General features: G+C 34.6%; 13 protein-coding genes and 1 pseudogene. 7 read left to right on the plus strand and 7 right to left on the minus strand.

Annotation, left to right across the window (positions count from 1 at the left end):
* Positions 1 to 25: 25 nt before the first annotated feature.
* Both rarD and F1592_RS06595 read right to left on the minus strand, forming a co-directional pair.
* A complete protein-coding gene (rarD, locus tag F1592_RS06590; protein WP_149809374.1) occupies positions 26 to 931 on the minus strand; it encodes an EamA family transporter RarD in 906 nt (301 codons plus the stop codon).
* Between the two features lie 248 nt (positions 932 to 1,179).
* Complete coding sequence (locus tag F1592_RS06595) at positions 1,180 to 1,395, minus strand: zinc ribbon domain-containing protein (protein ID WP_037537490.1); 216 nt, start codon at positions 1,393 to 1,395, stop codon at positions 1,180 to 1,182.
* Positions 1,396 to 1,729: 334 nt separating this feature from the next.
* On the opposite strand from F1592_RS06595, the gene F1592_RS06600 reads away from it, so the two are divergent.
* From F1592_RS06600 to F1592_RS06630, 7 genes and pseudogenes are all read left to right on the plus strand, one after another.
* On the plus strand, positions 1,730 to 3,289 hold the full coding sequence (locus F1592_RS06600) for a PTS mannitol transporter subunit IIBC (protein ID WP_053016193.1): 1,560 nt from the start codon (positions 1,730 to 1,732) through the stop codon (positions 3,287 to 3,289).
* A 71-nt stretch (positions 3,290 to 3,360) separates the two neighbouring features.
* A complete protein-coding gene (locus tag F1592_RS06605; protein ID WP_053016192.1) occupies positions 3,361 to 5,397 on the plus strand; it encodes a BglG family transcription antiterminator in 2,037 nt (678 codons plus the stop codon).
* Between the two features lie 11 nt (positions 5,398 to 5,408).
* Entirely contained in the window at positions 5,409 to 5,843 is a 435-nt protein-coding gene (locus F1592_RS06610; protein ID WP_011274562.1) for a PTS mannitol transporter subunit IIA, read from the plus strand.
* Positions 5,843 to 6,946 (plus strand): mannitol-1-phosphate 5-dehydrogenase, encoded by a 1,104-nt coding sequence (locus F1592_RS06615; RefSeq protein ID WP_053016191.1) that lies wholly within the window; start codon positions 5,843 to 5,845, stop codon positions 6,944 to 6,946. Before F1592_RS06610 ends, F1592_RS06615 begins: the two co-directional genes overlap by 1 nt.
* A gap of 308 nt (positions 6,947 to 7,254) precedes the next feature.
* Positions 7,255 to 7,968: pseudogene (locus F1592_RS13740) on the plus strand (DUF262 domain-containing protein); the annotation flags it as partial.
* Between the two features lie 525 nt (positions 7,969 to 8,493).
* The gene (locus F1592_RS13745; RefSeq protein WP_223197225.1) at positions 8,494 to 9,123 is read left to right on the plus strand and encodes an HNH endonuclease family protein; all 630 of its coding nucleotides are present in this window, start codon (positions 8,494 to 8,496) and stop codon (positions 9,121 to 9,123) included.
* 315 nt (positions 9,124 to 9,438) lie between these two features.
* Entirely contained in the window at positions 9,439 to 10,197 is a 759-nt protein-coding gene (locus F1592_RS06630; RefSeq protein WP_080365581.1) for an SDR family NAD(P)-dependent oxidoreductase, read from the plus strand.
* Positions 10,198 to 10,283: 86 nt separating this feature from the next.
* Here the strand turns inward: F1592_RS06630 and F1592_RS06635 are convergent, their stop codons facing one another.
* The 5 genes from F1592_RS06635 to F1592_RS06655 form a co-directional block, all read right to left on the minus strand.
* Complete coding sequence (locus tag F1592_RS06635) at positions 10,284 to 11,063, minus strand: hypothetical protein (RefSeq protein ID WP_053016188.1); 780 nt, start codon at positions 11,061 to 11,063, stop codon at positions 10,284 to 10,286.
* On the minus strand, positions 11,053 to 11,391 hold the full coding sequence (locus F1592_RS06640; RefSeq protein WP_033079817.1) for a PadR family transcriptional regulator: 339 nt from the start codon (positions 11,389 to 11,391) through the stop codon (positions 11,053 to 11,055). The genes F1592_RS06635 and F1592_RS06640 overlap by 11 nt, the downstream gene beginning before the upstream one ends.
* Positions 11,392 to 11,800: 409 nt before the next feature.
* Positions 11,801 to 13,162 carry a dihydrolipoyl dehydrogenase gene (gene lpdA / locus F1592_RS06645; RefSeq protein WP_149809373.1) on the minus strand — a complete coding sequence of 454 codons (1,362 nt, stop codon included), beginning with the start codon at positions 13,160 to 13,162 and terminating at the stop codon, positions 11,801 to 11,803.
* Between the two features lie 281 nt (positions 13,163 to 13,443).
* Positions 13,444 to 14,742 (minus strand): dihydrolipoamide acetyltransferase family protein, encoded by a 1,299-nt coding sequence (locus F1592_RS06650; RefSeq protein ID WP_053016186.1) that lies wholly within the window; start codon positions 14,740 to 14,742, stop codon positions 13,444 to 13,446.
* A gap of 18 nt (positions 14,743 to 14,760) precedes the next feature.
* The gene (locus tag F1592_RS06655; RefSeq protein ID WP_053041684.1) at positions 14,761 to 15,801 is read right to left on the minus strand and encodes an alpha-ketoacid dehydrogenase subunit beta; all 1,041 of its coding nucleotides are present in this window, start codon (positions 15,799 to 15,801) and stop codon (positions 14,761 to 14,763) included.
* Positions 15,802 to 15,811 lie beyond the last annotated feature (10 nt).

A 15,811-nucleotide genomic window follows, 5' to 3' on the forward strand; every position in this document is an offset into this window, starting at 1 on the left:
TTTTTATTCCCACGCCTTATTGTAATTATTCAGGTCTAGGGTTACGTTTCATTTTCACGTATTGAGAAATACTGTACAATACGATACCGAACCAAATGAGCGCGAACGTAACTAATTGTTGCGCATCAAAATGTTCTTTAAATGCGAAGATACCTAAGAAGAACATGATAGTTGGACCAACGTATTGAATGAATCCTGTTAGAGATAACGGAATACGTTTGGCACCGGCTGAGAATAAGATTAATGGAATGGCAGTTACTGCACCTGAGAACATCAACCAGAATGTGTCCATATTCAAACCTACTGATGATGTTCCAGTATTCCATAAATAAATCATATATATTAATCCTGCTGGCGCTGTAACGATACATTCAATCGCGATAATGCTTATGGCTTCAATTTTAACAATCTTCTTCAACAAGCCATAAATACCGAATGAGAATGCTAACATTAATGAGATGACTGGGAATTCTCCAACGCGAATCGTCATATACAGAACTCCGATTGTCGCAAAGATGATTGCTAGCGTTTCAAATTTATTGAATCTCTCTTTTAGGAAAATGAACGCCAATAATATACTTACTAATGGGTTAATATAATAACCTAAACTAGATTGAAGTACGTGTCCATTTGACACAGCCCAGATGAACGTTCCCCAGTTGATTGTGATCACATAACCAGCAATAATAATGACGATTAGTTCAATTGGATGTGAGAATAAATGTTTTAAATCACGTTTGAACGTTTGTGATTTCTTTAAAACTACGATCATTAGTATCATAAAGATCATAGACAATACAATGCGGTAAGCTAAGATTTCAAATGCACTAACGCCACCAATTAATTTCCAATAAATTGGCAAGATACCCCATAATACATAAGCACCTAACGCATATAGAATCCCTTTTTTAAATTCAGTATTGGAATTCATCCTAACCCTCCTAACGATATAACCCTGGAAATATGTTTTAATTAATAAAACTATGGTACCAATAGTTAAGAAAGTAAGGTATATAAATTGCTCAAAATCATTCAAATTCTTAGTAATTTAGGTTGAATTTATTTGAATTTAGACATCCCACCCCCTAACATCACACAACCCGAAGTCTCCCTTTTACCAAATAAAAAAGAACCAGCGCCTAGAAAGTCGCTGATTCTGACATAAATATTGATATTCAATTATCCACCAAAGAATAAATCGACAATATCACTCGTTCTATTATTATTTGTTTTGTAAAATTCCGTATAACCACAATTTTTACAAGTTATTGTTTTAAAGTTGTTATGCTGCACATCAAACATCTTAGATAGTCCAGATCCTGTTGCTGATAATGTTCCTTCTTCCACTTCCGTATGTCCACATTTCACACATCCGTTTCCTGTGTTTCCAGTCATAAACAACACTCCTTATATTGTTTCTTACTTGTTCTATAACCTGTTTCCTATCATTTAATCTTTAAATAAGTAATAACTTATTGCGCATTTAAAATATAACTAATGACATTTTTTCATTGCCATATTCAAACATTTTCAATGGAATTTCTCACATAATTATCATAAGTAGAAGGTTTTTACATTGGGCTTCAATATAGTTGTGAGACTCTCACCATGACCTTGTCACACCGTTGTCACAATTACTGTGACAAAGTCGCATTTTCTTTGTGTTGTAGACGCTTTCTTGTCCCATTACAATTGAATTATCAAATCAGAATAAAAAAGAGGTGTAGTTATGGCTCAAATAGAGACACAAGAGAAAAAAGGTCTCGGCCGTAAAGTTCAAGCGTTTGGTTCATTCCTTAGTAGTATGATTATGCCAAACATCGGTGCGTTTATCGCATGGGGCTTTATTGCTGCGATTTTCATTGATAATGGTTGGTTCCCTAACAAAGAATTATCTCAATTAGCAGTACCAATGATCACGTACTTAATTCCATTACTTATCGCATTTAGTGGTGGTCGTTTAATTCACGACTTACGTGGTGGTATCGTTGCAGCGACAGCAACTATGGGGGTTATTGTTGCATTACCAGATACACCAATGTTACTTGGTGCAATGATTATGGGACCACTTGTTGGTTGGTTAATGAAGAAAGTTGACCAATTCTTACAACCTAGAACACCACAAGGCTTTGAAATGTTATTCAATAACTTCTCAGCGGGTATTCTAGCATTCATTATGACAATCCTTGGCTTCAAATTATTGGCGCCAATTATGCAATTCATCATGCACATCTTATCTGTAGCAGTTGAATTCTTAGTACACTTACACTTATTACCAATCGTAAGTATCATCGTAGAACCAGCTAAAATTTTATTCCTTAACAACGCGATTAACCATGGTGTATTCACACCTCTTGGTACTGACCAAGCAGCAAGTGCAGGTCAATCAATTTTATTCGCAATCGAATCAAACCCTGGACCAGGTATCGGTATCTTATTAGCGTACATGATCTTCGGTAAAGGCACAGCGAAAGCAACTTCATATGGTGCAGGTATCATCCACTTCTTCGGTGGTATTCATGAAATTTACTTCCCATATGTATTAATGCGTCCATTATTATTCATCGCTGTTATTTTAGGTGGTATGACTGGCGTAGCAACTTACCAAGCAACTGGTTTTGGATTCAAGAGTCCAGCTTCACCAGGTTCATTCATCGTGTATTGTTTAAATGCACCTAAAGGTGAATTCTTACACATGGTATTAGGCGTATTCTTAGCAGCACTTGTTTCATTCGTAGTTGCAGCATTAATTATGAAATTTACTAAAGAACCTAAACAAGATTTAGAAGCAGCAACAGCTAAAATGGAATCTACTAAAGGTAAAAAATCTAGCGTGTCTTCTAAATTAACTGGTGCGACAACTGGTACTGGCGCAGCTGGCGTAGCTTCTAACAAAGCTGATGATGAAGATAAAAAAGAAGCTTCATCAGAGGACGAAGAAGAAGACTTACTTGATAACTACAACACTGAAGACGTAGACGCGCATGACTATAGCAATGTTGACCATGTTATTTTCGCATGTGATGCGGGTATGGGTTCTAGTGCAATGGGTGCAAGTATGTTACGTAATAAATTCAAAAAAGCAGGCATTTCAGACGTTAATGTTACAAATACTGCTATTAACCAATTACCAAATAATGCACAACTTGTTATTACACAAAAAACATTAACAGACCGTGCAATCAAACAAGTTCCAAACGCAATTCATATTTCAGTGGATAACTTCTTAAATTCTCCACGTTATGAAGAATTATTAAACAACTTGAAGAAAGATCAAGACAAAGCATAATTAAATAGTTTGGGAGTCGAACATATTATTTCTATCACTTATGTTCAGACTCCTTTCAAGGGGGACACACCATGTTAATGAGTACACGTGAAAAGGAAATCATTGAACTGCTAATTAAGTATTACGGTCAATACGTCACGATTTATGAAATTGCTCAACAACTTGGCGTGTCCTCTCGTACTATTCATCGTGAATTAAAAAGCATTGAAACCTACCTCCAAGGCTTCAATATGACACTTGAACGGGCAAATAAAAAAGGGATTAAGTTATCTTGTGATGATGATCAAATCCAGCTGTTAAAACAAGAAATGGCACAACACGATACCATTGACTTGTCTGTTGAAGAACAAAAGGCAATTATTCTGTATGCGCTCATTCAATCAAAACATGCTGTTAAGCAATATAGCTTGGCTCAAGAAATTGGCGTATCTGTTCAGTCATTAACCAAATTGCTTGATGACCTAGAGAATGATCTCGCTAGCTATCAACTTATCCTTTATCGCAAGCGTGGTGAAGGGGTATATCTTGATGGCCCCGAATCAAAGAAACGTGAGTTCTTAAGTCAATTGATGGTCAACAATTTGAATAGTACAAGTGTTTACTCGGTTATCGAGAACCACTTCGTCTATCAATCGATTAATCAATCACAACAAGCTTTAGTCGACCTTGATAGCATATTTAAGATTGAACGTATTTTAATGGATTACCTAGGCCAATTGCCTTATACCTTAACAGAATCGAGTTATCTGACCTTAACCGTCCATATCGTGTTAAGTATTGCGCGTATTCAAAATGGTGAATATGTATCGATTAATGAAGATATTCATAATTCTGTAAAAGACACATTTGAACATCAAATTGCCACAGAAATTGCGAAACGTATAGAGACACTATACGATATCGACTTTAACCAAGCGGAAGTTACTTTTATAACAATTCATTTACGTGGTGCAAACCGTCGAACAACCTCCAAGATGTTTGAGAATAATGAATTTGACGACCGTAAAATACAAGCATTTGTAAATCGTGTTGAGCGCTTATCAGGCCAATCATTTGAAGACTATGCAACACTTGTTCATGGATTATCATTGCACATTAATCCAGCGATTAATCGTTTGGAAGCAAACATTGAGACGTACAATCCACTTACCGAGATGATTAAGTACAAGTATCCTCGTCTCTTCGATATTGTACACAAGGCCATCGATCAGACATGGCCGGAGTTAGTCTTCCCGGATAGTGAGATTGCCTTCATCGTCTTGCATTTTGGTGGCTCCTTGAAAAGTCAGTCCACCCAACTTCTACATGTTTTAGTTGTCTGCAGTAGTGGTATTGGAACAAGTCGATTGTTGGCAACACGATTACAACAATCTTTTAATGAAATAGAGAAGATTACACAAGCGTCCGTCAGTGATTTGAAAATGTTAAATCTAGAGGATTACGATGGCATTATTTCAACGGTTAAATTGGATATCACAACGCCATTTATTACCGTCAATCCATTGCTACCAGAATCCGATGTGACGTATGTAGCATCATTCTTAAAGACAACCGAGCATAAAGCGAAACAACATGAAGAGAACGAAATGAAGCATTCGATTCAAGACCCTGATAAAGTGGTCATGAACATCGAACACGGCTTAACATTGTTGAACTCTATGCAATTTGAATACAAAGATGTAACTATTTGGAATCATCATTTAGCTGACTATCTTGAGGAACATGGCGTCATTGCGCCGAATAGTCAGACGTCATTCGCTGAGCTGTTGCAAGATAAATTAAATCAGAATCCTGGTTGGATATTGCAACCCTATCCTGTTGCAATTCCACATATGAAGGATGATTTAATATTACGCCCTCTCATTTTAATCACGATATTAAATGAAAGTTTGGGCATGCAAAGTACTCAAAATGACCTTTTCAAAATTAAATATATGGTTAGCCTATTCATCCCAAATAATGATGAAATGGCACAACTTGTTGGGGAATTATCTGCTGAATTAGGACATCATCTCGAGCAAATTGATGACTTCATGCAAGACCCTGACGCTATGAAACACATATTGAGAGATAGCTTTTTAAAACGAATTCAAAACCAATTAACTTAGGAGTGTATAAAATGACTGAATTATTTAGCAATGACAATATCTTTTTAAACGTATCTGTAGGAAGCCAAGACGAAGCAATTGAAAAAGCTGGTCGTGCTTTAGTAGATAACGGTTCTGTAAACGAAGCGTATATCCAAGCAATGAAAGAACGTGAACAACTTGTTTCAACATTCATGGGTAACGGTTTAGCAATTCCTCACGGTACTGACGAAGCTAAAGGTGATGTATTAGCATCAGGTTTAACATTACTACAAATTCCTGAAGGCGTAGATTGGAACGGCGAAACAGTTAAGGTTGTTGTTGGTATCGCTGGTAAAGATGGCGAACATTTAGACTTACTATCTAAAATCGCAATTACATTCAGTGAAGAAGAAAATGTTGATCGTATCGTCAACGCTAAATCTGCTGAAGAAATTAAACAAGTCTTCGAGGAGGCTGACGCATAATGAAAGCTGTACACTTCGGAGCTGGAAATATTGGCCGTGGATTCATCGGCTATATTCTTTCAGATAACAACATTGATGTAACATTTGCAGACGTTAATGAGGAAATTATTAACGCATTAGATAATGAAGGCGCGTATAACGTTATTCTTGCTAATGAAGAGAAAACAACAACACATGTTACTGGTGTTAGTGCGATTAATAGTGGTCAACCTTCAGATGAATTGAAACAAGCAATTCTTGAAGCTGACATTATTACAACTGCAGTTGGTGTGAACATCCTTCCTATCATTGCGAAATCATTCGCACCTGTTTTAAAAGAGAAGGAAAATCACGTTAATATCGTAGCGTGTGAAAATGCGATTATGGCGACTGATACGCTTAAAGACGCGATTTTAGACATCACTGGTCCATTAGGTGATAACATTCACTTCGCGAACTCTGCAGTTGACCGTATTGTCCCACTTCAAAAGAATGACAATATCTTAGACGTTATGGTTGAACCTTTCTTTGAATGGGTTGTTGAAAAAGACGCTTGGTACGGTGAAGAGTTAGAACATATTAAATATGTTGATGATTTAACACCTTACATCGAACGTAAATTATTAACAGTTAACACTGGTCATGCTTTATTAGCATATGCTGGTCGCTTCTATGGTAGAGATACTGTATTAGATGCTGTTAAAGATGAAGCTATCGTTGCAGATTTACGTCAAGTATTAGGTGAAACAAGCGAGTACATCGTTGATAACTTCAGTTTCACTAAAGAAGAACAAGCGGCTTATGTTGAGAAGATTATTGGTCGTTTCGAAAATCCATACCTATCTGACGAAGTAACACGTGTAGGTCGTGGAACAATTCGTAAAATCGGTCCTAAAGATCGTATTATCAAACCTTTATCTTATTTATATGAAAATAATTTACGTCGCAAAGGCTTATTAAAAGCAGCAGCGTTATTATTAAAATATGATGATATGAACGATAAAGAAACAGTTGAAATGCGTGAATACATTGATGCACATGGTGTGAAAGCATTCTTACAAGAATATGCGAAAATCAATGACCGTTTAGCAGATGAAATTGTATCTGTTTATGAAGAACTATAATACATTAGTTAAACATATAGCATAAAGCGTTAAATCACGTTAAAAGCCTTTTTCAAGGCCTTCTAAAACGTGGTTTAACGCTTTTTCAATAAGAACTGGTTTCAATAGTTACGCTATTTATGGTTCTCAGATAATCCCTTGTGCGATAGTAATTGATTATTTACGTATACTGATTTATATATATTTAATGACTTATATAATTATTATAATGTTTATTGTTATTTTGTTTTTATATTTAACAGTTGATCTAAATTATTAATTTTTATTATACTGATCTTAAAGCTATTAAATGAGAGGTCTTATTCTTTATGGAAGAAAATAAAATTGATTCAAGGCACCAAAATATTTCAGAATTGGTTTTTAATAGTAAACAACCATTTTTCATACCTGAATTTCAGAGAGAATTTGTTTGGGAAAAGAAAGATGTAGAAGAGTTATTAATAGATTTTAAAGAAGACTCTGAAGATTTCAAAAAAGAAACAAGTGAGTTAAGTGGTTATTGACTAGGTAATATTGTTTTAATCGCAAATAATTCAGATATGACTGTTATTGATGGGCAACAAAGGTTAACTACCATTACAATTATATTTAAGGCTCTTCAATCTTATGCAAAAAGAAAAATTAACGAAGATAGTGAATATAAAGAAAAATGGTCCAACTTAGCTAGTAATTTACCTAAAGGTTATAGTATGACCAACGATTTAGGCGAGTTTGTTAAGTTAAAAATTAAACATGATGCTTCTTTACCTTTCGGAGACTATTACAGAAGATTAATGCAAGATCAATTAAATGAAGACTATGTAATCAAAAATAATAGTGATAAAAATATAAATGAAATTTATGAATATGTATTTGATTTCATCGAAAGAAATGCACTTACAGAAAAACAAATAATACGCTTCATTAATTATCTAATGTATAATGTTTATTTAATTATGACAACTGCCCCAAGTGAAGCTAAAGCATTTCAATTATTTGAGGTTTTAAATGATAGAGGAAGAGCGCTTGAGCCATTAGATTTAATTAAAAACTTAGCACTAAAATCAATAGTTAAAGATGGTGATGAATCCCTTAAAGAAGAATTTTTAAGTCATTGGAAAAAGTTTAGTGAAAATTTAGAGTACCCTTTCAAACAAGATAATCGTAGAAAAAAAATATCTTCTTCTAAGTTTTTAACAAATTATTTCTTAGCTATTTATGGTGAAAATGTTAAAAAGAATAATCTTTTAAAATTTTTCAAAGATAAATTGAAGGACTGGAAATCAATAGATATAGTTGATTTTTCAAAAGATTTAGCAAATATTTCTTATATTTACGCTAAATTAGAAGTACATGACTATACTACTTTCACAACCAAACACCAATACTTAATGACCACTATCTATGAAGTAATAGGAATAGAACAAGCTAAAGTTATGTTAATGCCTTTTTATTCACTTACTAATGAAGATGATAAAGAATTAATTTTAAAAGCTATAATTCGATATGTTACATCCGTTCTCTTTAGCTTTAATCAGACCAATAGTATAGAAAGCTTTATACCTAAAATGATAAAAAAACACTATGAAGATAAAAATATTAAGAAAACTGTAAAATTAATTAATGATGAAATAAATCTATACGTGGACGATATTAAAGCAAGTTTACCCTCAAAAAGATTAGAAAATAAAAATGGCACTCACTCTTCAAAAGCATTGTTACTTTACAGATTATTAGAAGGATTAATCAGTGAAAATAATAATGCAATATCTAAGTCTTTATCTAAACAACTTACAATAGAGCACATACTATCTCAAAAAATCGATATAGATGATTATAGCCTTTTAGGGTTTGTAGACGCTGAAGAATTTGCTCAGTACAAAAATAAAGTCGGCAATTTGACATTAATTAATAATACTGATAATTCTTCAATAGGAAATAAAAAGTTTATTGATAAACTAGCTCACTATAAAGAAGACGTGGAATTTTTACTAACCAAAAAATTAGCTACTGATTTAGAAACAAACGTAAAAAATGGGCAGGATACTAGATTAGTAAATATGTTAAATTCCTATATAGATACTCCTAAGTTAACTGGAAATGAAAAACACTTTACTAAAAGTATGATAGACACTAGATCTAATGAAATCACAAATCTTTTAATTGATTTTGTTACAAATAATTTGAAATACAAATAATAAAAGCGTTGAATCATTCTACAGGCTTTTTTAGTCAAGTAGATCATGATTCAACGCTTTTTAATTAATATAATATTCTAATTGCTATTATTCTCATTCTCGTCTTACAGTTGAACTTTAATATAATAGCTTAATATCATTTAACGTTAAATATATTTTCTATCAACTGATAAATTCTTTCGACTTAATTAATAATCATTCAAAGTCTCATAACTTAAAGTTATGAATACATAAATAAGTGATATGAATACTTTCACAATTTAAAGGAATAGTTAAATAAAGGGTGTTCATGAATATATCTTGGAGGGATTATTAATGGGAAAATTAGATGGTAAAGTCGCATTTATTACAGGTGCAGGTTCTGGTATGGGTAAAGCACAGGCCATTCTTTATGCATCAGAAGGTGCTAGAGTTATAATCGCTGATATCAATGAAGAAACTGTGAACCAAACAGCTAGTGACATTAAAGCGCATGGTGGCGAAGCACTGCCAGTTACAATCGATGTATCTAATAAAGAAAGTGTTGATCACGCTGTTAAACAAGGTGTTGAAGCATTTGGTACGATTAATATCTTAAGTAATACAGCTGGTATTCTAGATGATTATAAACCAACGCTAGAAACGTCAGAGGAATTATGGGATAGAATTATTAATATCAATTTAAAAGGTACGTATCTTGTAACGAATGCAGTGTTGCCACATATGATTGACAATGGCAAAGGTACTGTTATTAATATTGCTTCTATCGGTGCATTTGTAGCTGGCGGTGGTGGTGCAGCTTATACTTCAGCGAAACATGGTATTGCAGGTTATACGAAACAATTATCATTTGATTATGGCCTTAAAGGTATTAAAGCAAACGCCATAGCACCTGGTGCTGTTGATACTGGCATGACACATGCGATGTTTGAAGAAGGTTCTGCAGATGTTATGGAAAAAACAAATTCTGTACCTGCTGGTCGTTATGGTCAACCAGAGGAAATTGCACAATTGTCACTCTTCCTAGCAAGTGATGATTCTGATTTCATCCATGGTTCAATTATTCCAATCGATGGTGGTTGGTTAGTCGATTAATGATGCATTCATATTTCAATGATGTGTCAGTAATAAAAGCGTTGAGTCACTATTAATGAAGTGATCCAACGCTTTTTATCAATCATTTAAGAATGATGTTTTCGCTCTTTTCGGTTCGTATAATAAGCATGAACAAAGAATGCGATGTTCATTCCAATAATCAACACGATGTAAAGTACAATTGATATCGCTAAAAATTGCTCATTAGAATGGCTATGGGCTTTAAAGATTTGACCTATTAAATTAGGTAAGCACACAATAAATATTACAAGTGCAAATAGTTTTTGTTTAACTATGAAACATAGCACCATGACGATTGCTAATAATATGAGCCCAGTAATGATGCTTTGGGTTTGATCTAGTGTAACAAGTGTATATATTGGGTATCTTTTGGCAATAAACGTACTTAAAACCATCAGTGAGAAAAGAATTATTCCTCCTATAAATGCATAGACATATACACGTTTAGCATCTCCATATTTCATAATAGCTTTCTTTATTAAAAATAATGGTACGACAACACTCAAAACGAAGATAAAGATTGTATTTAAAATATATCCTAATGTTAGGGTAAAGTCATTTTCAAAGAAATCTGGAATTGTGAATATCGCAAACATAAAAAGCACAAAGTATGTTAAATATTTAGGTAGTCCTTTGGTAAAGCTCATTTCTTTAGAAAAGTTGTCGGCATAATCTTTAACTGGTGTGTTTAAAATATTACTAACATCATCACCATTTGCTTCTGCCATTTCAAAGTGATCTTGCAATTCATCTCCAATAGCGTGTACTTCATCTTCATCCTTACCTCTAAACATTAATTCTGCCTTTAATTTAAATATATAATCCTCTTGTTCTTTAGTCATCATATTCATCACTCCCGAATAAGTTATTCATTCCTGAGTTAAGATAACTCCATTTCTCTTTGAATCGTTTTAACTCTTCTTGTCCACTTTCAGAAATCGTATAATACTTCCGCTTAGGTCCACCGTTATCCGATTTGCGCGTGGTTGTGTGAACATATCCTTTCTTGCTTAACCTAAGCAATACAGGATAAATACTACCATCGCTAATTTCAGGAAATTGGTTTTCTTTTAATTTCTCTAAAATTTCATAGCCATACGTCTCGCCCTTAGCTATAAGTCCAAGTATTGCACCATCTAAAAGCCCCTTCATCATTTGATTAGATACTGACATGTCATCACCTTTTATTAACTATCTTATAATATAAGATAGTGTATTTTAATAAATAAGTCAACTATCTTACGATAAAAGATAGTAGTTACTTAATGGCTGATAAATCGCAGTTTATTAAGTTACTTTAATAATTGCAGTTTAAATAATACTGCGTATTGTTAACGAATGAGGTTTATTACTTAAACAATTTAATTTACTTTAACATTTTAATCGCTACGTTAATTAACGAGTTACATAAATGACACATTAAAACCCCCAGCAACTTTGACGCGCCTGGGGGATTTTTCATGCTAGTAACTTATATATTATAATTCGTTTTATGTGTTTTTAATCAAAACGCTAATGCGTTAAAAGGTATAGATTATCAATGTATTTTACTAAGACTTTAAAAGATCATAATCGATCTTACTTAATGATATATTGCTTTTCCAAAAGATGCATCTGCACTTTCACCAATCACTTCCGATAGAGAAGGATGTGGTTGTATAATTCGAGAAATATCGTTTAATGTACCGCCTGAAACCTTAATGCCTAAGATTTCACTAATTAAATCTGTCGCATGAGGTCCAACGATAAATCCACCTAAAATCTTACCATCCTGCTTATTCGCTACTATTTTAACCATTCCTTGTGTTTCACCTTTTAAGATTGCTTTAGGATTCTTCTGAAAAGGTGCAGTCGTCACTTCAACCTCATAACCCGCTTCTTGTGCTTGTAATTCTGATAAACCTACTGACGCAGATTCCAATCTTGTGTAAATACATCTTGGTATATCCTCTTGATTTATCGGTTCTGGTTGTTTGCCTGCAATATATTCTGCCACATATTTACCATGTGCACTTGCAGTATGTGCTAACTGATAGCCTGGCACTAAATCACCAATCGCATAGACGTGTGCGTAACTAGTTTCATAATGTTCATTAACTTGTAAACATTTGCCATTTTGTTCTAAATTAAGTGCCTTAGCTACATGAACATTAGGTTGTCGTCCTGTCGCAAAGAGTAATGTCTCGTATGGTATTTCCTTAGGACCATCTTTTCCATCAATTTCCAAAGTCTTGGCATTTACTTTCTTAGTTTCTGAATTGGTGATGATGTTAACACCTTGTTGTTTCAAATAGGTTGATAGATGGTCACGTATTTCTTTAATTTCACTAGATAGGATGCTATCGCCCTTTTCCAAAATCGTAACATCGACCTCTAAATCAGCCATTGATGAGGCTATTTCCGAGGCAATAACGCCGCCGCCAATAATCACAAGTTGTTTCGGCAGCTGTTCCATATCGAAAAATGTATCAGCTGTTTCAAAGTGCGCTTTATCTAGCCCTTCGATTGGTGGTACGAATGGCTTTGTTCCTGTCGCTAAGATAATATCTTTCGCGGTATAAATAGTTTGATCGACTTGAACTTTTAATCCATCTAATACTTCTGCTTCCCCTTCAATAAAATCAACGTTGTGTTGTCTTAATGCGTCTCGAACATCATCAGTCACGGACTGAACTACTCGGTCTTTACGTTGCACAAGACCTGATAAATCAATGTCTATCTGATTCGTCTTGATTCCCCAATTGTTTGCAGAATGAATATCTCTCACTTTAGCACCATATTCTAAAAAAATCTTCGACGGTATACAACCTACATTGAGGCATACACCGCCAACGTGCTGTTTCTCAACAATCGCTACATTTTTGCCTAGTTGTGCTGCTCGAATTGCTGCTACATAACCTCCAGGTCCTGCTCCAATAACGATCAAATCATACGATTTAGACATCATTTGTACCCCTTTCACCTTTGAAGTTGTTTTCATCCCTTAATAACCTTTGTTATGAACATAACCACTTGTTTATTGTGTAAGCGCTTTTATACCCTTTCAATTATATATTAGAGTTATATTTTTATAATTTCAAATAAACGTAAGTGACAGAATTTTTACTTTTTCAATAAAGGGATTTGTGTTGTGCGAAAGGATTGGAAGTGTGGTTCGAGACATGAAAAGACCCCCAGCACTTTTTTGTGTACTGAGGGTCTTAATCAAATTAAATATATTTGTTATTAAAGAATTAATAGATATGGATTTTCAATATATTTAGCTAATACTTTTAAGAAATCAGCAGCGCTCGCACCATCAAGAATTTGATGATCAAACGTTAAGCTTAACGGTATACGTGATACTTGTTTAACACTATCTCCTTCAAGTACAACTTCTTTAGAAAGTGCACCTACACCTAGGATTCCTGTTTCACCCAGGTTAAGAATTGGTGTGAAATATTCGATGCCACTCGTACCCATGTTGGTGATTGTGAATGTAGCACCTGACAGTTTAACATCATTTGTATTACCATCACGTACCGCTTCTGCTGAAGATTTAATCTCTTTAGCTAAAGCACCAATACTTTTAGTGTCTGCATTATTTATAACTGGTACCATTAACCCTTCGTCGAGTGACGTTGCCACACCTAAATGAACATCATCATATTCTGTAAGTTGACCATTTTCATATCGAGCATTCATTGCACCATAATCTTTAAGTGCTAAGACGATGGCTTTAGCTAGCAATGCTGTGACAGACAATTTAGTATCTTGATTTGCATTCTCAAGTTCAGCTGATAGTTTGTTTTTGAAGTCTAACAAACGGTCAGCATCCACTTTACGATGTAGCGTAAGTTGTGCTGTTTCGGCCAAGCTTTGACGCATATTCTGTGCTATACGCTTACGCATTGGATTTAGTCCTTCACCGACATTAGCACTGTTAAATTTAGTGTTCTTATCCTCTTTAGATTGCATATCCTCATTTTTTGCTTCAATATCATATCCTTGCTCTTCTACACGTTGAATATCTAATTTTGTTATACGATTATTACCGCCTGTACCTTGAATTCTAGTGATATCAAAGTTTTTATCCTCTGCCATCTTGCGTGCAAGTGGTGATATAAAGATACGTTTACCATTTTGGGGTTCAACATTATTAGACATATTTGTATCTTCATCATGATTACTATCATCTTCATTTACAGAAGTTGTATCGTTGGTTTGTTGCTCTTCATCGTCTGATTGTGAGTTATTGGATTCTTCATTATCAGAATCAGTCGTACTACTTGATTCAGTACTTTCTCCTTCATCACCTATAATACCAAGTACAGATTTAACTTCAGTTTCTTCTCCGGCTTGAACTTTGATTTCGAGTAATGTACCACTAGCTGGCGCTTCAACGTCTTGAGTCAATTTCTCAGAACTAATCGTACATACACTTTCACCTTGTTCAACCACATCTCCCTCTGCTTTAAACCACTCTTCGACTGTTCCTTCTTTCATTGTCATACCGAGTTTTGGCATAATAATATTTTCGCTCATCGTTCAACACCTCCTTGCCTATGAATTAACTTTTTTCAAGTCTTCAATTAGTTCAGATGCGACATCTAATACTTTATCTACGTTTGGTATATAGGCTTGTTCAAGGTTTGCTGCGAATGGAACTGGTGTATCCGGTGCAGTGACTTTCTTGATTGGTCCGTCTAAATAATCAAAACCAATATCACCAATAACAGATGCAACATCTCCCGCTACATTACATTGTGGATTTGATTCATCAATCACAATTAAACGACCAGTCTTCTTCACTGATTCTAGAACTGTCTCTTTATCCCATGGTGATACAGAACGTAAATCAATAACTTCAACTGAAACGTTATCCTCTGCTAACTTCTCTGCTGTCTCTTCTGCAACAGCAACCATTTTACCGATTGCTACAATTGTTAAATCCTCACCTTCACGTGTCACATTTGCTTTACCAATTTCTATTGTGTAAGGTTCTTCAGGCACATCACCTTTTTGTCCTAATAATGTTTTATCTTCTGAAAAGACTACTAAGTTATCATCTTGTACTGCTGCCATTAACAGTCCTTTAGCATCATAAGGATTAGACGGCACAACCACTTTCACACCTGGAATAGCGGCGAACATGTTATATAACGATTGAGAATGTTGTGCTGCTGCACCTGCACCAGCGCCATGAACTGTACGTACCACAAGTGGGATTTTAGCTTTACCACCAAACATGTAACGCATTTTTGCACCTTGGTTCAAAATAGGATCTAAACCAAATCCAATAAAGTCATTGAACATTAATTCTGCAATAGGACGCATACCGGTAGCTGCCGCACCTACAGCAGAGCTGAGTGTAATATGTTCTGCGATTGGTGTGTCAATAACACGATCTCGACTATATTTTTTCGCAAGTCCTTTAGTTACACCAAAAACGCCACCAAATGTATCGTCATCTTTAATATGTTCTACACCTGCACCACCTGAAACATCCGTACCAATGAGAATAACATTATCATCTTGTTCCATTGATTGATCGATTGCTTCGTTAATTGCACCCATAAATGTTAACTTGCGTTCTTCACTCATAGTTATGACC

It is taken from the genome of Staphylococcus sp. GDX7P312P (genome assembly GCF_008385775.1).
GTDB classification, from domain to species: Bacteria; Bacillota; Bacilli; order Staphylococcales; family Staphylococcaceae; genus Staphylococcus; species Staphylococcus haemolyticus.

Excerpts from the sequence above, each read along its gene's own strand:
- F1592_RS06595 (WP_037537490.1), bottom strand. The coding sequence starts at position 1,395 with ATGACTGGAAACACAGGAAACGGATGTGTGAAATGTGGACATACGGAA.
- F1592_RS06640 (WP_033079817.1), bottom strand. The coding sequence starts at position 11,391 with ATGTCAGTATCTAATCAAATGATGAAGGGGCTTTTAGATGGTGCAATA.
- F1592_RS06650 (WP_053016186.1), bottom strand. The coding sequence starts at position 14,742 with ATGAGCGAAAATATTATTATGCCAAAACTCGGTATGACAATGAAAGAA.
- F1592_RS06610 (WP_011274562.1), top strand. The coding sequence starts at position 5,409 with ATGACTGAATTATTTAGCAATGACAATATCTTTTTAAACGTATCTGTA.
- F1592_RS06635 (WP_053016188.1), bottom strand. The coding sequence starts at position 11,063 with ATGATGACTAAAGAACAAGAGGATTATATATTTAAATTAAAGGCAGAA.
- lpdA (WP_149809373.1), bottom strand. The coding sequence starts at position 13,162 with ATGTCTAAATCGTATGATTTGATCGTTATTGGAGCAGGACCTGGAGGT.
- F1592_RS06600 (WP_053016193.1), top strand. The coding sequence starts at position 1,730 with ATGGCTCAAATAGAGACACAAGAGAAAAAAGGTCTCGGCCGTAAAGTT.
- F1592_RS13745 (WP_223197225.1), top strand. The coding sequence starts at position 8,494 with ATGATAAAAAAACACTATGAAGATAAAAATATTAAGAAAACTGTAAAA.
- F1592_RS06630 (WP_080365581.1), top strand. The coding sequence starts at position 9,439 with ATGGGAAAATTAGATGGTAAAGTCGCATTTATTACAGGTGCAGGTTCT.
- F1592_RS06615 (WP_053016191.1), top strand. The coding sequence starts at position 5,843 with ATGAAAGCTGTACACTTCGGAGCTGGAAATATTGGCCGTGGATTCATC.
- F1592_RS06605 (WP_053016192.1), top strand. The coding sequence starts at position 3,361 with ATGTTAATGAGTACACGTGAAAAGGAAATCATTGAACTGCTAATTAAG.
- rarD (WP_149809374.1), bottom strand. The coding sequence starts at position 931 with ATGAATTCCAATACTGAATTTAAAAAAGGGATTCTATATGCGTTAGGT.
- F1592_RS06655 (WP_053041684.1), bottom strand. The coding sequence starts at position 15,801 with ATGAGTGAAGAACGCAAGTTAACATTTATGGGTGCAATTAACGAAGCA.